The 21389-nt window shown below is 56.3% G+C and carries 7 protein-coding genes, 1 tRNA gene and 1 pseudogene; 6 read left to right on the top strand and 3 right to left on the bottom strand.

Annotated features, from left to right (window positions below; translation table 11 throughout):
* Window positions 1-53: 53 nt before the first annotated feature.
* The gene (locus Enr8_RS11495) at window positions 54-971 is read right to left on the bottom strand and encodes a hypothetical protein (RefSeq protein ID WP_146431535.1); all 918 of its coding nucleotides are present in this window, start codon (window positions 969-971) and stop codon (window positions 54-56) included.
* 146 nt (window positions 972-1117) lie between these two features.
* Between Enr8_RS11495 and Enr8_RS11490 the strand changes: the two genes are divergently transcribed.
* Window positions 1118-1191 (top strand) — tRNA-Val (locus Enr8_RS11490).
* Between the two features lie 97 nt (window positions 1192-1288).
* The gene (locus tag Enr8_RS11485; protein ID WP_146431533.1) at window positions 1289-2290 is read left to right on the top strand and encodes a tyrosine-type recombinase/integrase; all 1002 of its coding nucleotides are present in this window, start codon (window positions 1289-1291) and stop codon (window positions 2288-2290) included.
* A gap of 26 nt (window positions 2291-2316) precedes the next feature.
* On the opposite strand, the pseudogene Enr8_RS11480 reads toward Enr8_RS11485, so the two are convergent.
* Both Enr8_RS11480 and Enr8_RS11475 read right to left on the bottom strand, forming a co-directional pair.
* Window positions 2317-3318, bottom strand: a pseudogene (locus tag Enr8_RS11480) (ArdC family protein).
* A gap of 349 nt (window positions 3319-3667) precedes the next feature.
* The gene (locus tag Enr8_RS11475; RefSeq protein WP_186767587.1) at window positions 3668-4378 is read right to left on the bottom strand and encodes a hypothetical protein; all 711 of its coding nucleotides are present in this window, start codon (window positions 4376-4378) and stop codon (window positions 3668-3670) included.
* A gap of 726 nt (window positions 4379-5104) precedes the next feature.
* Between Enr8_RS11475 and Enr8_RS25420 the strand changes: the two genes are divergently transcribed.
* The 4 genes from Enr8_RS25420 to Enr8_RS11460 all read left to right on the top strand — a co-directional run bounded on the left by Enr8_RS25420 (window position 5105) and on the right by Enr8_RS11460 (window position 20968).
* Window positions 5105-5272, top strand: a complete 168-nt coding sequence (locus Enr8_RS25420) for a hypothetical protein (protein WP_186767586.1) — start codon at window positions 5105-5107, stop codon at window positions 5270-5272.
* 475 nt (window positions 5273-5747) lie between these two features.
* Window positions 5748-18806, top strand: coding sequence for a golvesin C-terminal-like domain-containing protein (locus tag Enr8_RS11470; protein ID WP_222434849.1), 13059 nt, complete (start codon window positions 5748-5750; stop codon window positions 18804-18806).
* A gap of 60 nt (window positions 18807-18866) precedes the next feature.
* Window positions 18867-20294 (top strand): hypothetical protein, encoded by a 1428-nt coding sequence (locus Enr8_RS11465; RefSeq protein ID WP_146431529.1) that lies wholly within the window; start codon window positions 18867-18869, stop codon window positions 20292-20294.
* 29 nt (window positions 20295-20323) lie between these two features.
* Window positions 20324-20968, top strand: a complete 645-nt coding sequence (locus tag Enr8_RS11460) for a hypothetical protein (protein WP_146431527.1) — start codon at window positions 20324-20326, stop codon at window positions 20966-20968.
* Window positions 20969-21389: the final 421 nt, after the last annotated feature.

The following is a 21389-nucleotide window of genomic DNA, read 5'->3' as shown; positions in this document are numbered from 1 at the left end:
GTTGCCAATAGGAGGGCGTTTGTCTGCCTAGAGGTTAAGGTTCTGGACGCGTATTACAAGCGGCTGGCCAGCATCGCCGCCGTCATCAGCAAGATCACGCCCAGCAAGGTCGCCAGCGCTTGGTTGACTTGCCGCTTGGTCCGCTGAAAAAATGTGGTGATCGCCAGGACGTGCATCAGCCAGAAGGCGGAAATAATCGCCACGACGAACGTTAATGTCGCAATGGAACTGCTGCCCATCAAATTGCGAAGCTCGGTAATTGGCAGCGACAGCGTGAACGCCGCACCGATCGGAACCTGCGACAACGTCGCGATCAGCGCCGACATTCCGCCTCGCGAGACGACCAGATCGGTCTCCGCCTCATCGAGGCGGCCAAACGCCAGCCTAGCCGTCATCAGGCCGGTCACCGCGATCGAAGCCAAGAGAAAGTGGACGCTTAGCCAGATCACGTGCGGCGTCGCCATCAAGCTGCGAAACTCGCTCGAGTCGATCGTCGCCCCTTCGCCGGCACCCTCGCGAGCGAGCATCTGAATCACCGCAAATAGCGGCGGAAAGTGGTACAGCAGGTTGGTTCCCGCCAGCAGGAGCAAAAAGCGGGAGATGATCCGCTCCCACCGCGTCGCCGCTGGACGTAGGGTCCGCCAAAACAGATACCCCCCCACGCATGCGATGTAGAACGCCAGTTCCCACCAGCCGAAGAAGATTTTTGTGTCCCAGAATCTCCCCAACGCCGCAAAGAACTGCCACTCGCCGCCGGCCCAGATCGCCAGCCCATTGAGCCCGCCCAACAGCATCGCCGCCACAAAGGCCGCCAGCGACGACCAAGTTACCGCTTTTGCGAACGCAAACAGAGACGGCGCCCCCTGCTTTGCGCCGCGCGCATCGATCCAAATTGCCGCCAAAGGCCCAGCCGCGGCGAAATTCATTCCGGCCAAATGGGCGGCCAACAAGAGAATGCGTAGGAAAATCAAGGTGATGGTAAGTGTTGGAGAGGCTGGGAGTTGCGAGATATCTCCCGATTATAGCGAGCCTGGCCCGAGAAAGATCCCTCAGTAGGGAAGCGAAAGGCGCCCGATTGACGATCTTTCTTGCGGTACGGTATTATTTCGTGCTTCGCGGGCGATTAGCTCAGTTGGCTAGAGCGCTTCGTTTACACCGAAGATGTCGGGGGTTCGAGTCCCTCATCGCCCACTCGCTTTTTTCTCGGGCAAAACTTGCCTTTCGCCGCTAGTCCTCCAAGCATGAATTCGTCAAATGCACGATTCAATGCACGAAACGGAGGCGATTCATGCCACGGCAGCCAAAGCCCTTCTACCGCAAGCAGACCAAAAGCTGGTACTGCAGCGTCGGCGGCCGGCAAATTCCGCTAGGCAAAAACCGCGACGCCGCCCACACCAAATTCCATGAATTGATGGCCGATCGCGAGCAGGTCAAGGACGAACTCACCACCCTGTACGAGCTCTCCCAGGCCTATCTCGACTGGTGTGAAGCGAATCGCAAGCCGGCGACCTACCAACTGCACAAACGCTACCTGAAATCGTTCATCGACAGCGTTGGCCGGCGAATGCGGCCTTCCCAACTGCGGGTGCACCACGTTTCCAAATGGCACGAAGGCTTGGCCGTCGGCACGACCACGCAAAATGATGTCGTCGGTATCGTGCAGCGAATGCTGAACTGGGCGGTCGAGCAAGAATATCTCTACCGCAACCCAATCAAGCGGATGAAGAAGCCGAAACGGAAACGACGCGACGTTTTCTATACCCCGGAGCAATGGAAGCTCATTCGAGAGAATGTTCCCGGACCTTTGGGCGAATTGCTCGACTTTCTCTATCTTACCGGCTGCCGTCCCTTGGAAGCCCGAACCATTGAAGCCCGTCACCTTCACGACGATCTCGTCATCTTCCCGACGGACGAATCGAAAGGAGAACACGAGGCCCGTGTGATTTATCTGGTCCCCGAGGCGAAGGCCATTCTCGCCAGACTGGCGAAAGACCGGCCGACTGGCATTTTGTTCCGTAATACCCGTGGCCGGCCCTGGACGAAGAACGCAATCATTCTCCAACTGACCCGCGTCAGCAAAACGGTCGGCTTCCGCGTGATTGCCTATGGCGCCCGACACTCATTTGCGACGGAGGCCCTGACCAAGGGCGGGGTCGATCCGATCTCGGTTGCTCATCTCATGGGGCACAAAGATCCGACGATGGTTAGTCGCGTTTATTCGCACATCGCGAGAAATCCAGATTTCCTGCGGCAGCAGGCTTTGAAGGCGATCGGAAAGAAAGGGGCCTGAAACATGGATATCGCAAGCGAGGGAGATCAGAACAAATCAAGTTGAGAGGTGGGGCCATTCCGTTTCGGCGGTGGCGTCTGATCTGAGGGATCGTTTATGGTCTCGTTGTCCGGTGGAGGTCTGGCATTGTTGAAGTTCTCGCCCAGGATCCAATCGGTCGCTTTCTGAGCCGCGCTGGCGGCGCCGACGACCAAGCGTTTGTCTCCTTTGAGGACCTTGATCCAGCCTTGTAGGTACGATGCCGATTGCTCGATAGTCGGCGGGCTGATTCCGCTCACGGCGCATAGAAACGCGGCGCCCATTTCTGCGACCAGCTCTTCGCGGCTTTAGTCGGGCGAACCGAATGGCGCTAGTTCGGTGTCGAGACCGCGGTTCAAGCGGTTACTGTGCCCGGTGGAGTGAGTTAGTTCGTGAAAGAGCGTCGAGTAGTAGCTCTCCCGATCTTCAAAACGTTCTTGTTTGGGCAGATGAACGCTGTCGGACCGCGGGCGGTAGAACGCTCGGCTGCCGCCGTTATGTTCAGTCGCCGGCCGAGATGGGTATCCGGCCACAATTCGTTCGGCCGCAGCAAGCGGCTCAAATGGCGCGGCGTCTGGGTTCGCTACTGGGGCATCGGGAGCCTTAATGCCGTCGACCTGTTCGACATTGAACGCGATGAAGTGCTTCAGCATTGGAATCTCGACCGGATCGCCTGTCTCTTGATCCTTGGTCGCATACATCTTGAAGAAGGTGACAAGCGATCCCTTCTCCCCTTTGCGAACCTGACCCCCTCGGGCCTTCGCCTGGTTGAACGTCAGCCAAAAATCGGAAGAGTATCCGCTCTCCCACGCTCGCAAGCCAAGCAAAAAGACGTTGATGCCCCGATATCGTTTGCCGCTGTCGAGATTCTTTGGCCAACCATCACCGGAGCCCCGTTTGATTGGGTTTCGCCAGGGTGCGACGCCTTGCTCCAGGCAGTCGATGATTCGGTTCGTGACTTCTTGATAGATGTCACGTCTCGGTTTGCTGGCGTCTTTCTTCTTTGCCATGCCGCCCTAGCTTTGCAAGGCGGCAACCTTATCCAGAATTTGCGTCATGGGAATGCCGTTGTCGTTTCTACTTCGCGTCACATGCGTTTTAAACATGATTCGCATTGAAATGTCAACGATAATGCCCGTTCATGTCTTGCGACGGGCCTCAACCACTAACCGCACCGCGTCTTGTTTGCCTGATCGATGCACTTCGGTCGCTTCCGCTTCGCTTACTTACCAGCCTTCGAACTCCTTCAGGAGCCATCTTCCGGCTCCCGCACTGTTAGAAAGTTGAGGGCTGTGGAACTCACGATGAGACATCCGTTCCGAGGACCAGATCGAAGGCCTAACATTTAGCCTGCCTGTTTTATGCCAGGATATTGATCTGCGATTCTTGGAAGAATCCTTGGGCCATTAGTTCCTCTGCCGCGGATTCAGGGTCAGGAGTGAACAACACGACTCGCAAATTCTTAATGGCACGCGAAAAACAGACATAGGCGAGTTTGCGACTACGGGCCAACTGGTTGTCATTTGCGGTCCCAGCCGAGTTTGGGGCCAACAATATTGCAAATGTGTAGTGAGTCCAAGACGCCTCGGTGTCATCAAATACGACAATTACGTCCTCGTATTCCTCACCTTTCACACCGTGCTGTGTACTGTAGGGCGTGTTCTCGTCAATGAATCCGCAGTATTTTTCTACCGGAATTCCTTTCATGGCAAAGAATGCATCGGCAAGCCAGTCCGATCTTTCTGCCCCATGCTGATTGGCGTCGTATTCTTCGCTCCTCTTTGGTCGTTCAAGATGGGATTTAAGTCGCTCTGATACCTGAATAATGCCCTGCACATCGCAATACCGAAGTATGTCAACAAGATATTCAGACTCAAATTTCGCAACCAATGTCGTCGTTACCTCATTGGCGAGTTTTCTGACTTCCCGAATGGTCTTTCCACTATGTTCGCCGCCGGCATCAAACGCTCGCGTGCGGGACGTAAGCAATCGCATAATTGTATTGGAGTTGCCCTCTCGTCGTGCTTTTACAAGTGGCACGATTGGAGTGCTCCCCAAATCCTGATCCATCCGTTATGAAAGGTCTAGAGCCAATTTCGGCCAAGGAGTATTACTTGCTGGTGAATGAACTGGCTCGCCTATATTGGACGGAGAAGAGCTATTCACTTTCGACTCGCACCCGGAAGCCAGCGGCACGAACAACGATGTCGAACGGAGCCTGCGCGGCGCTCGATCGCCGCACCGGAAGAACCAGCAAAACGGCTCAAGGCCCCGGCGACGAACGATCCTATCAAGCGTGTTCGAATCGCTCAAACTTCACCTGAATCGATTCGACCTGGCGCGCAGGCGAAAGTCTCTTCACCCGACTGGTGATCAACTGCGGTTCCTCGCCACTCGAGCAACCGACGCTGGAAAAATTGGTTCCGAATTCGCAAGCTGGCCGATAGGCCGAACGGAATTGCGGTTGAGGCGAGCGCGGCATAGCTATTTCCATATCGTCAATCCAATGTGTGTCCCCAGACAGAAGCGACTCCACGGCCATCACGCACTCTAGGCAATTTACCTAGCGCGGCAAGCGAATTTTTGCCACAATCGTTCCTCAACTGACAAGTCCTCAGCGGGAGATCGACATGGCGAAGAAAGGCAAGAAGAAACGGATCACAAAACGGGTTGTCGCCGAGGCGGAACTGCGCGAGTTGGCGAAGTATTTTCAGTCGCTCGACGACTCTCGGTCGCATGACGGTTGAGAAAGGAGTCGAAACGTTCGACGTGCGATACTTTTTGACGAGCCTGTGAATGGGCGTGCAGCAACTCGCTCGCGTGATCCGCAAACACCAGGCGATCGAGTCGATGCACTGGTCGCTCGACATGAGGCTCCGCGAAGATGAAAGCCGCCTGAGAAGCCGCCATGCCGCCGACAATCTGGCGTGGCTTCGGCGGTTCGCGTTATCCTTAAATAAGTAGCATTCCGGCAAACAAAGTCTGGTGAGGAAACGCCGCCTGTGCGGCTGGAATCCAGACTTCCTGACGGAAGTGCTTGTGGGGGAAGGGAGTTAGTTTGCGATCGCCGTGGAAGCGACTCGGGAGGCCGTATCACCATGCGTTGCCCGTATTATTCCACAAGGCCCCTCTCCATCACCATTGAGAGTTAACCAAAGCTCAATCATGCCCTCCTCTTTGGCAACGGACTTGATGGTCGACAAGCTGGGCCCCTGAAGGCGACTGGAAAGATTGGGGAAGGTGAAAGGGATCGAAGACTCTTCTGTCGTTCTCCGGTTATTGAGTTGGCGCGAGTAGCAATTTCAGCGCCGATCTGGCAAAGAAAGAAATCGCAAGAAAAAGAGAGCTTCACGCTAAACTCATATTCAATTGTCTTGCGTATCACAATCAATCCCTAGAATCTGCCATTCCAGCATTGATAGCAAGATCGCTATTTCTGTTGCAACAACACATCTTATTATTTCCCATAGCAGCCGAGGCGGACATTATGCGGTGCTACACAGGGTGGGTACGTCTGTTTGATCAGATCGTGTCTTGTTTTTTTGGACGCCGGGCACTTAATCGCGTTCGAAGACACCGTAAAAGCTGGTACGAAACTCGTCGCCTTGGCTACCGTTTGCATCGACCATCCAGCGAAAAACTGGAAGAGCGAGTCGTCTTTTCAACGACTCCATTTAGCGAACAAGGAGGAGTGCTCTCGATTCAAGGAACCAACCTGAGCGACAATATCCTCGTTTATGCATCATCCACCGTGATGATTGACATGGGACCGGACACGTTTGACACAGGTATTAGTCTTCAAGATCTGACCTCCATCCAGGCTTTTGCGGGCGATGGCGATGATACGGTGAAGATTGACCCCTCGATGGGAACTCTTTCGGCGCGTCTCTATGGTCAAGCAGGCAACGATACGTTGATTAGTGCGGCAGGTGCTGACCAAGTATTCGGCGGAACGGGGGATGACCTACTGAACGGCGGATCTGGGAACGACTCGTTAATTGGCGATGACGGAGCGGATGAACTTCGTGGCGGAGAGGGCGACGACACACTGCGATTGGACTCGGAGGATACCGTGCTCGATGGCGGCGCTGGCCGCGATAGCGCGAATGCCCGTAATTCGGCCATTGGGGTGGTCATCGACATGACGGCTGGTAACTTCGAGATCGCTTATGGCAGCGATTTTGATGACACCATCAGCGCCGCGGGACTGTCCGAACGAGCCATTATCTATGGCTACGCTGGCAAGGACCTGCTGACCGGCAGCGACTATAACGACTCGATCTCCGGCGGCGACGGTGACGACATTTTGGTTGGCGGGGAGGGGAACGATAGCCTTTCGGGCAACGCCGGAGCGGACGAACTGAGCGGCAACGGTGGAGATGATACGCTCTATCTCGATGCGGACGACGTGCTGCTCGATGGCGGCGCTGGCCGCGATAGCGCGAATGCCCGTAGTGCGGTCACTGGCGTAAATATCGACATGACGGCTCGTAACTTCGAGATCGCTTACGGCAGCGATTTCGACGACACCATCAGCGCCGCGGGACTGTCCGAACGAGCCATTATCTATGGCTACGCTGGCAAGGACCTGCTGACCGGCAGCGACTATAACGACTCGATCTCCGGCGGCGACGGTGACGACATTTTGGTTGGCGGGGAGGGGAACGATAGTCTTTCGGGCAACGCCGGAGCGGACGAACTGAGCGGCAACGGTGGAGATGATACGCTCTATCTCGATGCGGACGACGTGCTGCTCGATGGCGGCGCTGGCCGCGATAGTGCGAATGCCCGTAATTCGGCCATTGGGGTGGTCATCGACATGACCGCGGGCAGCTTCGAGATCGCTTACGGTAGCGATTTTGATGACAAGTTTTACGTCACTGCGTCTGACCAGAACATCCTTATTTATGGATATAACGGATCCGATTTCTTCCACGTCTCTCCATTGACTTCGGGAAAGACGATCACGCTGGTGGGAGGTGATGGAGAGTTTGATGGCCTGCGGGTTGACGAGCCTCTGGCGGAAACTTCCACCTTGATTTCCACCGGTGCAACGGACGGCAGAATCGAAACCAGCGGAGGTTTCGGTACGGTCAACTTCAGCCAGATCGAGGTGGCGAAGGTTTTGCCGACCAATACGGCACCCACCATGTCTCTGGCCGATACCGTCACAACGCTTGCCGCGACTACGGATACGAGCCAACGGATATTGGTTGCGGAGATTCTGGTTAGCGACGACGGCGTGGGGTCCAATCAACTATCACTGATCGGGGATGACGCGGCGCTGTTTGAGATCGATGGCGACCAATTATTCTTGCAGGCTGGCGTCAGCTTGAGTTTTTCCAGCAATCCTGTACTCGATGTCACCGTCCAGGTCGATGACGCGACTGTGGGCGGCTCTCCCGACGATGTCGTCGCATTGGCGATAGCGATTGAGGCGCCGCCGTTGTATCCTGCTCCGGAACTGACGGGGCCGGAACTCTTTCCCGATACCACCACGCCCACGATTACCTGGAACGCCGTTCCGGCGGCTTCCGAATACCGGGTCTTTATCCGGGATGAAGCGACGAACCTCGTCGTGTTGAGCGAGGTGGTTAACGGTGTCGAATATGTCGTGCCCAATGCACTAGCGGTGGGGTACTACTTGGTGGAAGTTCGTTCTGCGGACGCCACCGGAGAGTTAGGGGCGCCAGGAACTCCGCGCCGATTCTTCGCCGGTCGAGGAACAAGCCAGGGAGTGATTGACAATGGCGATCCCGGTTTCACGGCTTCTGCTGGCTTCGTCAATGCAACCGATACCGGTGCCCATGACGATGACCAGGCCGTTGCACCTACCGGTAGCACCGGCGAAACGGCTCATTGGGCCTTTGACGCCCAACCGGGAGTTTATCGGGTCGATGTGACTTGGAATCCATCGGCGAGCCTTGGTACAGTTCAGTATTGGATCTACGATGGCGGCACAAGCGAACTGCTAGACGTGGTGACGATCGATCAGACGAGCACGCCAGCAGACACTAGCAGCGGTGACGGAACGCTTTGGGCGACGCTGGGCACCTATCAATTGACCTCCGAGTCGTTAGTCGTGCAACTCGTTGGTGATGCTGCACACGACGTGGCCGCAGATGCGGTGCAGATGACACCCGTCACCAGCGTGACTGTCGCCGCAACTCCCGAGCTTACTCTCTCTCTCGCTGGTGAGGAGTTGATGGGGGGAATCGTTAACTTTGGAGTGGTGTCGCAATCGAGCAGCGTCCAACGCACGATTCGGGTCGCCAATACCGGCGGCAGCGACCTCGTCGTGCAACCAGTCATCGCTCCGTCAGGATTTTCCATCCTCTCAAACTTTACCGCAGGTCAGGTCATCAGTGCGGGAAGCTATGCCGATCTCGTGGTGCAAATCGATGCCGGTAGCTCTGGCTATCGGGACGGTACGCTCAACCTGACTTCCAATGATAACGGCTCACCGGCCAGCTTGCGTTTACTGGGTGGCGTTCAGGGACCGTTCGTGGCGATTGTCGATGATGATGACGACGCCAACTTCACGCCGTTTGATGCTTCGGATGTCGACATCTACGGTCCAATCTGGGTCGTTGCAGACCGTCCTGACTTGCCTGTGTACGTCGATTCGGATGGTGTCGCGGACTACCATTTTGCCTATGGTCAATCCGAACTGGGGGAAATGCCCAGCGAAGCGGTCTGGACATTCAGCAATTTGCAGCCCGGTACTTATCGCGTTTGGGGCACTTGGCGTCCGTTTAGTAGTCGCACAACAAACGCCAGCTATACCTTGGAAGAAGGTGATGGACAGACGGTGGGAACCGCCACCGCCGACCAAACGGCGACTCCCAATGATCTCAACGATGCTGGAGTCGCGTGGGAAACGCTAACCGATGTGACGATCGTGGGGAACACGCTGGTCGTCAAACTGGCGACCGACTATTTCGACCGCGTGACTGCCGATGCGATCCGCATCGAATCCCTTTCCGGCGGCGGCAGTCAGGACGAGGGAGTGGAAACCATCGATTTGACGTTAAATGGATCGGCCTACGACGGAACGGATCCCATTGAGTTCAATACGACGCTTGGCTCGTCGGCCAGTCATACGGTGACGCTCACCAATAACGGCTCGGGGCCTCTTATCTTGCAGCCTGTTGGCGCCCTGCCTGCAGGTTTTACTGTAACCTCGAATATCGCCGCGAACACGGTACTTGCCCCTGGACAGTCAGCGTCACTCACGATCAACTTCGAGCCGACCGCAACTGGCCATCAGAGCGGCAGCCTGACTATTCCGTTGAACGTCAATGGAAGTTCAACTGGCATTGGCCTGGACTTTGTGGCGCAGACGCCGCTTGATCTAAGTTCAGGTAATGTCTGGACCGTCGATGATCAGGATTCTGGTTTCACGATCATTGACTCTGGAAACTTTGGCAATGACTACGGACAAAACACGGGGCCCGGACAGGGATTCGAGGAGTCTTACTGGATTACCTCGTCGAATCCCCCCTTGGGCTTTCCGGTGACTTTCCAGTGGGATTTCACCGGGCTGACGCCGGGTGCATATCGGATTTGGGCGACATGGCAAACGCGCGAGCATCGCACTTCGGAGGCGGACTACACGATCGAGTCCGGCGCGGAAACCTACCAGGCCACCGCCGATCAATCGCAAACCCCCAATGGATTCCTCCAGGATGGAGTCTGGTGGCAGCAAATCGGCCCCGATCAACTAACCGTGGAGGGCTCGACTGTACGAATCAAACTTTCCGATGACGCGGGCGGGTCGGTCGCAGCAGACGCTATTCGATTGGAACGGATTCAACCCATCGCCGTAAGCGACACCTTCGAGAAGCCGTTCGGCAGCCCCACTTACACGCTCGACGTGCTCGCCAATGACTCTCAGGAAGGAACCATTCAAATTGTCGGAACGCCGAACGCGGACGGAAGCGTCTCCATCAGCGGCGGGCGAGTCTATGCGTACGCGAACGGCACAGTTGGCGTTCAACTGGACAGTCTCAGCGCCACCTCACTCTCCTTCCAATACACGGTGACCGCAGGGAGTCAAACGTCCGCTCCCGCCCAAGTTTCTTTGAACCTGATCGCCCTGCGGCCGATTGCCGTCGCTGACCAGTACGAACTTTCGCATGGCTACCCACTGACCTTTGACGTACGAGCCAACGACGCCGATCCTCAGGGAGATCGGCTCTCGGTTCGGGCCCTTAGTTCGCCAGCTTTCGGCACATTAGAGTTTATTGCGGATGACGGCGACGGTTCCGTCGCGAGCCTGCCAAGCAGCGCCCAACGAGGCGTGTTCCGATATACGCCTGACGCGACGCATTGGGAAGAGCATGGCGACTACACCGTAAGTTTCCAGTACGAAGTATCGGATGGTCAGAGCACCAGTATTGCCACGGCCACGTTGCAAGTCACCAATTCGACTCCCACGTTCGAAGGCCTGGATCGCTGGCATGTGCCGGGTGGAAACGGCACGGGCGCACAGATCATCAGCAAGAATGACGCAATCCGTTTCTATGACGGAGATGCAGATGAACTGCAAATCGAGGCTCGTCTGGCTGGTTCGTCGACCTGGGATTACAATCGCCTGTCTCTGGACGAAAATGGCTGGCTCACCTTTGATGCGGGGGGAATTAATCCGGCGAACACATCAACTGGCACCAACTTTATCGACATCTACTACCGCGTCACCGATGGTCATTCGGTCTCTGAGGCGCGGCAGATGACCATTCTGGTGCATCACGAGCAAACGTTGATCGACGCCATCGTTCCGTCAATCGGGGGCGTGACCGTCATCGAACAACTAGCGAGTATCGCCGCCTTCAACACCTACGCCGAACTACCCACCGTGGTCTATATCGCCGGTGCAGAAGATACGACGCCGGGTTTTGTGACCCGTCAAGTGGAAGAGGCTCGCAACGCCTACCAGGAAAACCTGGGGGAAGTGAATGTCGCGCTGGCGTCTGGTTCTGTTAGCGTCGCCCATGGATTGGATCTGAATTTGGGCCCGGCCGGTGACGACTTCGCCATCACGTACAACAGCGACACCACGGCGCCGCGACCGATCATCGAGGCCATTCTCGATATCCCGGCTGGGGGACGACTCGATGGGGCGAAGATTAAATTTATCGTGGATGATACCGGTAACTCAAGTCCCGGCTCAGGCGGCGTTTTCTCGCAATTCCTCTCTAACATCTCTGAGACGACCTGGACCGAGTCGGAACTCGATGCCATTCGAACCGACGATGGTCGCTATGTGTTCCGACTTCAAACGGCTGACCCGATCAACGGGATAGGTCCTTTTGATTACCGTGTCGAAATCGAAGCCACTCTGGAAGGAGGCGCCACGCGGCAGTTAGAGGCCGTGGGAGTCGTCACGGTCCACGACCGGGATGACGCCAGTGAGCGGGTTTTTGGCGGATTTGCTCGTGGTTGGACGCTCAGCGGACTGACGCGATTGTACGCCATCCAAGGGGTGTCCGGAGTCGATGACTCACGACTGGCGATCGTCATGCCGGATGGTCAACATCGCGAGTTTAAAGCGCTTTCCGATCCTCAAACAGGCGAACCAACGAACCGATACGTCGCCATCGATTCTCGATACGGATTGCCGTTGGCCGAAGAATTGGGGCGACTTATCAAAAATGGGGACGGAACCTACACCTACACAACGGCCGCGGGTATGCGTTATCAGTTCGATAGTGAGCGGCTGCTGACGGAAATCGAGCCTCTTTCCGGACCTTCGATTGCCTTCACCTACGATGCAAGCAAGCGCATTGAGACCATTGCCAACACCGACGGCAGCATTTCCACGTTTGTCTACAACGGAGATTATCTCGATCGTATCGAAACTGGTGATCGCGTGATCGACATTGCGATCGTGGGGGATGAACTTCGTCAGATCACCGACGATGGCCGCGTGCGAGAGTTCCAGTACAACAGCCAAGGAGACCTGGCATCGGTATCCAGAGTCGATAGCACGCAAGCCTTGACGACCAGTGTCGCATATAACACGGACACTGGGCTCGTCCGCAGCGTGACTGTTGGCGAAGCAGAGTATCTGATAACTCCTCTGGCCGCGGTGAATCTGAAACGTCCAGATTCGGCCGAGTCGCCTCCGGAGAACGATCCCTCAGGCAATACCATACAGATCATCAGCAAGACCCAATTGGCCACCGTGGTCTCCCCGACGCGGCAAGGAGACGATGCTCTGCAGCGTTACGACGAGCCCACAAAAGCCGGCGAATCGCTCAATTACTCCCTAAAAACCGACTACGGATTTGATGACGAGGGACGGATTCTCACGCGAATCAGCTATGCCGATACTGCCGCACTAATCGATCTGGCTGATCCTGCCGATCCGCAGTCCATTGCCATCCTTCAACCACGCTCTGGCGTCGGCGGAGCGGCGGTCACGGTGCTTGGCTCCGAGAACTGGCGACGGAACGACCACGGCGATGTGGTCTCATACGTCGACCCGTTGGGCCGGGAAACGCTTACCACCTACGACTACGACATCTCGGATGGGAAGGCCTTTGGAAACGTGGTGCGCCAGTTCGCCGACTACCAACTGGCGGAGTTCGAATACGAGGCGCAGCACGGCCTGTTGATCTCGGAGGTGGATTCCCGCGGCGCGATCACTCGCTACACCTACGATGACCAGATTGTCGACTTCATCACTCGCATTGACGGACCGGAAGGACAACTAGGCCTCTTCACGCCGTATCGCACCGGCGCCAAAGAAGGGCTGGTGCTGGGCTCGATCGATTCCCGCGGGCTGGCGACGGTGTATGAATACGATGCACAATTGCGCATTAGCACCGTGACCAGCGCCGCCGCTTCCATCGAGGTACTGGCGGACCCGAGCTTGCTCGACGAAATCGCCGATCTGCGAGTGGATAAAGATCGCATGCAGACGACATACTCCTATGACACGAATGGAAATGTCGACGTTGTCACAGAAAAGTATTCAGAAGCCTCTCAAGGATTCGTCGTTCGTTCGGTGCGAGATGAGGATCACCGTGAATCAGGCGATCTTCAGTCGGTACGTATTGAGGATGGCCAAGGCAAGGTATTGTCGCATAAAGCCTATGCCTATTACGACAATGGATTATTGAAGGCGGAGGGAGTCTTCTTGACGCCGCCGGCCGATGAATCTTCGCTGACCAGTGACAATCCGCTTACCGCCGCCGATAGCGACGTGATTTTGACCAGTTACGAGTACGACTCGCGCGGCCAGCTAAGTAAGGTGAGCCAAGAAGCGGACGCGTTCGTCTTCGATCCCGCTACTGGCCAGCCGACGTTTGTCGCACGCCCGGAACTTGTCACGCAGTATGAATTTTTCGTCGACGGTTCCGCGAAGTCGGTGCAAGACGCAGATGGAAGCGTCACTGAGAATTTCTATGACCCGATCGCAATGACCTACTGGACCAAGCAGTCAGGCGTAGCGGGCGAACTGATGGGAACTTCCACAGAGTCCGTCGAATCGGTGACCCGTTTACAGTCCGACGCGATCGGCCGGACTTTGCAAATCGACGACTTACTCTCCGGCGCTCATTCGACCAGCCTCTATGATCGGCAAGATCGATTGACCAGTCGCATCGCCCAAACGGTGCTCTCCGGCGAAAATTTGAAGTCGCTCGATGATCTCAACGTCTCCATCGCAAACCTAACGACGATATTCAGCTACGACGCCGGGGGAAATCTGCTGCAGCAAGCTTCCGAAGATCAAGCGCCTGTCAGTTACAGCTTCGACCAGGCGGGCCGTTTGATTGCGGTGCAGACCGTGACCTCGAATTCTGTCGTCGCCCAAGGCGAGTTTGGCCGAGGCCTACTCCTGTTGAGTAGCTACACGCCAGCAGGCGACCTTGCATCGACCGTTGAACTGCGGACCACCGTCGACCCACAAAACAACCTGGTGATTCGCAACGACTTTGAATACGACGTCTTCGGGCGTACGACAAAGCAGATCGACGCCGGGAAAGTCGACGCCACAACACCTCGCGGCGTTACTTCCTTGGATTACCGCTTCAACATGGCCGCCTATCCCGGCCTACTGGAAGTAATCAGTATCGATCGGTATGGCGTCGAGACGAAAGGATACCTGGATGCGATGGGACGTTCGGTGGTTTCGATCGCGGCCGACGGTTCGGTGACTTCGACCACTTATGACCTCGCCGGGAACGTTTCGTCGCAGCACATCGAACATGCGGCTAGCAAGGTCGACCGCACGGTTCAAATGCTGTACGACGGCCCTGGTCGTATCACGTCAACTCGGCAAACCGGCGTGAACCCCCAAGACGCAGGCGACCAATCGGCCTTAACGACCAGCGTCACCTATCACGCGAACACGGATCTCTCGCAGCCTGCCGGCCAGCAGTCGGTTGCAGGGCGCACGACGACCGTTCGTACCGACGTGAACGGAGGCGAGACGATCACTGTGATCGATGCCCAGGGGCGGTTGATCGCCGAAATTGCGCCTCCCGTCGACGCAACGGACACGCAACCACTAACGGTTCGCTATGGTTATACGTATCACTTCGCAGATGATCCGACCGCCCCGGTCATTACGCTATCGACGCAGATGAGCGGAAATGGGATCTCAACGCCTCGCGAATCGAAGGAGATCACAAACCTTCAAGGCCAAACCCTGGCCATGTTCGATCCCCAAGAGCTTTTGCTGAGACCTACTCGCGAAGAGAATGCCGATGCGGAAGTCGAGGCCGACGCCATGATGCGGTATGTCTACGACAAGGCGGGCCGCGTGATCGTTGAAATTGATCCGCAGCATCGACAGACCACGTATCGCTACGACGCCCGTCATGGCCATGTCGTCGAAACCAAGACGCCTCAAGGGGCGGTCACCTCTTTCGGATATGACTCGGCAGGGCAACTGATTCGAGAGCAGAATCCTCAAAAGGCCAGGACCGTTTATCTGTACGATGAACTTGGCCGCAAGACCGTTGAGGTGTCTCAAGTTTCGCTGCAAGTCGCGGAGGCGACAACCGCCGCCGGCAAACAAGTTCTCGTGCCGCTGCAGAAGGAGATGCCGCGAACTTGGGTCTTCGACGGCCTGGCGACGATCGTCACCGATCGCGATGGCCTGATCACGGTAACCGAAGACGACCCCGTGCAGAATCAAGTACGGGAAACCTGGTACGCCACAATGGCCGCGCCCCCTCAGTCGCTCCAGGATTTGGCCGGCGAAACCATGCTGCAGCAGGTTACCTTGACCAGCAATACGATGGGCCAGCCTATCGTACTCAGCGAGTCGAGTGAAGACGATTCGCATGGGTCGACGATCACCGTAGTGTATGACGGACTAGGTCGCGCAAATCGGCAGTTGCAGGACTTCGACGCCTTCGGCAAATCGGCGCCAACCGTTCGGTATGACAACACCTACTTCGATCTTGGTCAGCGGAAAACTTCTAAGCTGTACTTGGATACGGTTCCCGATGCCTCGACAAATCTGTTGGACGACATCCTCTTCTCCTCCACGACCTTCCAAATCGACAATCGGGGCCGAATCATCGGCATCATGCAAGATCAAGAGACTGCTTCCGATGCCTTGTGGAACGGCCATGAAATTAATGAGACCGGAAGCGTCGGTGAAGATAAGAGCGTGATCTTCCGTTACCGCGCCGATGGCAAGCTGACGCAGGTCTCACGGCGAACCGGATTGGGATTCGATGACGCCGAATACGCAACCATAGCGGAGAGCCGCGGGACGACGACTTACGAATACGGAGTCGACGGGCGAATTATGGAGATCCATCACCGGACCACGACCGGTACGGAATCCAAATCGATCGCTCAATATCGCTTCGATGCTTACACGATTCAGACGGGTGACGATAACCTGCCAATTCGGGGCGAAGACGGAAAGATTCTGTATGGCGGTCCCGGGGCGAGCGAATCCTTCTTTGACGCCGCGGGCGATGTGATCCGTCGCCAGACGCGGCGGGTCGGGGGGCTAACGGCCAAGGATGGAACTCTCTACGCGGACGGACAGACGGTCATCGATACGACCGAGCAGAAACAGGCCGGCGTACAAGACTTGAACCAGCAGTGGGCGTATCGATACGACGAACAAGGGAATCGACTGACCGAGTTGCCCTACGAAATCTCTTCCTCATCCGTCACAGGCCCTGATGGTCGAGTCCTGGCCGATAACAATTACCTCTACTACTACAACGGCGAGAACCTCCGCCTACGAGTCGCACGTCCCGGAACACCGGAGGCAATTGTAATAGGCGCCAATGGACAACAGACGGCGGGCCAGGTTGGCACAGTCACCGAGACCGACCTGCATTCCGATGACGCCTATGCCGAAAAAGCGAAGCTGATTCGGGTGGGAGGCGCAGTCGAAGCCGAACTGGAAACGCCCATTCAACCCGGCGTTTACGGCGTTCATGCGACTTGGAAACAAGATCAAGTGCACGCTACGATTGGCCGATTCACGGTCTCGGTCGGGGCCGGCGCGCCGGAGATTGTGAAGTACGTCGATTTCCGCCAGCAGCCCAACCAGGCTCATGTGGACGGGGTCAACTGGCTGTCTCTGGGGACGATTGATATCGGCGCCAATGGGGGCGATATCGAATCTGTCAAGATCTCGCTGGACTTCAATTTCGACTTCGATCTGCCTCCGAATCCGGAAGATCCTCTGCCGGCTGAAATCCAGCAAATGATGTCCGATACGGGGCTGAGCGTAGCCCAACTTGCCGATCTCCTCGAAAATAGTGGCGATCGCTGGGTAATCTTCGACACGGTCAAACTGGTGCGTGTCGAACCAGAGATCATTGCCTTCGATCACGACCATCGTCAGCGGCTCGAATCGATGACCGAATTTGTCGCCAACCCCAATGGTCCGCTAGAACTGCGGAAGGTTGAGTACATCTACGACGCACTCGATCGTCGCATCGCCTCTCAGGAAACCCGCAAACAGTTGGATGGTAATAATCTCCCCACATCACAAGATGCGGCCGTGATACGCCGCGGTTATGTTTGGGACGGAGCGACCGAGCGGCTCGTTTTGGACTTGGATGATTCCGCAGCGCCGGTCCTTGAGAACCGCCTGTATGGAGCCGATGGCGCCTTGCTGGCGACCGATATCGCCGAGGGCGTCATGCCCACGACGAACGTATCCCGAACCATCTGGAACTACGAAGACGCTGTGGGAACGGTTCGCACGGTCGCACGGTTCGATAGCACCGGCAATTTGATCCTTCAGCATCGGCATGTCGATTCCTTTGGCGAACTGTTCGCGATTGATGGAGATGCGACCGACGATGGCCTAGTCGCGGCTCCCTGGGTCTTCGCGGAAATGCTTCGCGATGCGGCGAGCGCCAACCTACAAGGCGTCGACGCGTTCCCGGCACAGATGCCGGGTCTCTACAACCTGGGAGGCCGCTGGTATGACCTGGCCGCTGGCAAGTTGATCAATGGTTCGACCTTGCGAGCCGTCAATCCCTTGTCACGGCCGGTTCGTGATCTTTACGGGCCTCAGTTATCGCAAGAGTTTTGGGCTTCGATTGCAGGGCCCGACGCTTATGGAAACGAGCTCATCTCTCCCTTCAATCGATTGGTGGGTGAATCGGTTCGTTCGGCGCTGGGAGATCAACTGCTTGCCAATGCTCAAGGCTGGCAATTGGTTGTGGGAACGGTCGCCGTCTCGGTGCCGGCCGGATTCGCAATCTTCTACGGCTCGGCTGCTCTCGGTCCCTTGGCTGCGGCCGGTCTCTTGACAGGCGGAGTCAACGGAGGATTGCAAACCTATGCCGCAGCCAACATGGCGGGACGCGAAGCATCCTACGGCGAGTATGGCCTGGGCATTATTGGCGGAGCCTTGGGAGGAGCAGTCAATCCTTACGGAGCGTTCGCGGGCTTGGGCTTGGGCCTCGCTGGTGGGGCGGGAGAATACCTGTTCACTGGTGGTCAGTTCTTCGGCACTAGCTACCTGGTGAGCAGCACTGTGGGCGACATTCTCGGCGGCGGCATCGGCACGGGACTGGCTGCCTTTGGACGACATGGCGGCAGCACCGGAGCTCGCCTACTTTACGCCAGCAAGGCGGTCGGCTTTGAACTTGGCGGAGCTGCCGTTGGCGCCGGTGTCGGCGGATACGCTGCCGGCGGCGATGTCAACGGCTTCCTGATCGGCGCCGGGTTCGGCAGTGCGATCGGCGGATTGGCGGGGGCACGCTTCGTCAAATGCTTTGTCGCGGGAACCCCCGTTCTAGTAGCCGTGAGCGATCTGCCTGAACTGGTCGCCGCGGCTCCGGCGGCGCTCTCAGTCGATACAACTCACCGTTCCTATCAACTAGGCGCCGGCATGACGGTAGCCCTGGCCTCGATCGCGACCTACGCAACCCTTCATCGCAAGTCGCGAAAACAGGGACAAGTCTGGCGAACCATGCAGAACCAGTTGACGCAAATGATGCATGGTAACCCGACCGAAATAACTGGCCAGATCGGACCTTGGAAACTCGCCTAGTCGGGCTCCAAGACGCTTGCGTACGCCTTGCAGCTTTTCCTCCATTAGGACCTCCTTTCCATGAATGCAGCAAAAAAAACAAGCGGGGCAGTCGCTCTGGAGTGGCTCCGCCGAGCGATTTTGATCACGGGTCTGACCATCGCCGCTTGCCTGATGGCGCCGGCACTTTTTCCCGGAACGACAGAATCGCACTCCGATTCCGCCGTCCCCCTGCAAACGACGCTGGCTTCGCCAGATCTCTCTACTTCGACGACGCCTGTCACGACACGTCCCATCGACTCGATTCGCGTCGGCGATCGAGTCCTGGCCCGTAATCCAGAAGTTGGGGAAGAAGAAAGATCGCAGTGGGAAGAACCAAACTGGAACCAATGTTTTCATCTGACCTTGGAAATGCCGTTGCCCGGCTCCAATGTGGACGAACCCAAGTTACTGCACATCGAACTGCTTCGCCCCGAGTCGTGGCTGCGAGAACAACTAGGCTACGTTGTTGATCAAGAGCCCGAGCTGTCCACGCTGCCAACCACACTCTCCGACAAGAGCACCAATCCCGCCGCACCACCCCTCATACCTTTGGCCCCTCTAAGAGCCGTCTATCGCGACATCGTCCTTACCACCGCGGTCGCCGAATCCGAAGGCCTCGAAGTCATCGGCCTGACCGTCGAAATGGACTTGCCCGAGATGGGCGCCTACGGCACGGCGATCATCACCGGAATCCAAGCCTCACCAGCAATCAAACCCGGCGTCGGCCAGGTAGTGACAGCGACCTTCTCACACCCGCCCGCCAACCAGGTTTTGAACGTCACGTTCGAGGGAGAAGCCAACCCCCTCGGCGTCACCGACAACCATCTTTTCTGGTCGGTCGAGCAAGACAAGTTCTTACCAATCGGCGAAATGGCGATCGGCGAGCATGTCACTACCTACGCCGGTGAAACGAAGCGGATTGAATCCAAGCTTCCCAGACCAGGCCCGCAGACGGTCTACAACCTGGAGGTTTATGGCGAGCATGTTTACTTTGTTGGCCAACTGGGGGTGTTGGCGCATAACAACTATGTATCCGAAGGGTTACCTGAAACTCTCGCTCAGCAACGTCAATTATCATCGCTTTCTGCCGAAGCGCGCACGGAGTTGGTTTCCGATTTCGCACTGCTAAGAAACTCCCTATCAATGAATCAACTGGATTCGATCATAGAGGAGCCATGGAGAATGCAATTATTTTTCGGTACAGTACTCGAAGCGAGAGTGGCTAACCGCGTCCGCTCTCTGGTTGCCGACGAACCGGGACACTTGTTGGCTAGTTTACAGTGGACCGGCAGAACCAACGCCCCACAAGACTTTATTGGCCGAAATGGGTTTGGGTTCGATATCACTGGCAATAGTCTGTCTTCCATTCGTTCCCATGCGGCTCGAGCTCAAGTCCAGGCGGTCGTAACCTACGAGTCAATTCCCAGTAACCTGGGCTATCGGTTTGTTCGCTGGCTAGATCAATAGTAACCGCAAAATCTGGAGAAGCTGAAGTCGTGTTATTCGAACTGGAAACCGAAGGCGACGGGATAAAGAGGGTTTCTCACAAGACGTTCGAGAAGGTAACGTTGCCGGATCTGATGCTTCAGGGAACGCCTTCAAGTCCGATCCGCATCCAAGATGTTCAGTTCCTCCATTGCCGAATTTCCCCAGGGACTGCTTGGTTAGGCGGCCAGATTGAACTGGAAGACGTTCTCTTCGAAAACCTGGACTGTGGAGACGCCTTGCGAATCAACTCCGAATGTCACTGCCGGCGGATTACCATTGTCGGCAAGCTTCCCAAGGCGTTTTGGGTCAGGCCAGACGACGGCGTAACTCTTGCAAGAAACACGACGGATGATTCGATCGTATTCGATATTTCTACTTATACTGGCGAAGTCGAAATCATCGGGTACGCCGGTCCTGAGGTTAAAAAAGACGCGGAGCGGCACGTTTCTCTCTATTCCCATTGGAAAGATGAGGTGAACTGGCAGGAATTAGGCATTGGTGGGCTCAGCTTCTGGCGTCTCGCACTACAGAAAATTACGTCAGGCGGGACCGGACGAGGAGTGTTCAGCTTGCCAACCACTAAGAGCAAGAACTATCAAAAAACACTCGAACAGCGAGCACGTCTCGAAGAGGCCGGCCTATCCTTCGATTAGAGAGAACGAACAACGCCTGTTTGCTTTTCATCGCAATTTTGTTTTTCGTGGAATTAGGAGGATGTGTTTGGGGGCTACTGGCCGCGAGTTGCTGTTTTCAGAGGCGACTCAAATTGGGATTACAAGAAAGAAGGATCATGGAAGGAATTTTTCGATTCATCCCGGAACTCCCTGCCCTGTTGTTTATTTCGGCAGGCCCGCATTGCGATAGAGACGGTGAAGTGCTTGATCAATTTCGGGCCAGGGCATGGATACCTCGTCGGGGAACTGCCGAAAATGGTTTCGGATATTTTTTAGCCGTACGCAAAACATAAACAGAAGCTCAAGGAAGTTCACCCGAATTGCTCGTTTTTTCCGGGATCGGGCTATCCCGAAATCTAACCAGTCGAATGGGAGGCAACCGCCCGAAGATTGATATCGC

The organism is Blastopirellula retiformator, from assembly GCF_007859755.1.
Taxonomy (GTDB): Bacteria; Planctomycetota; Planctomycetia; order Pirellulales; family Pirellulaceae; genus Blastopirellula; species Blastopirellula retiformator.
Note: the sequence above shows the minus strand (reverse complement) of the source record. Positions and strands in the feature narration are given on the sequence as shown.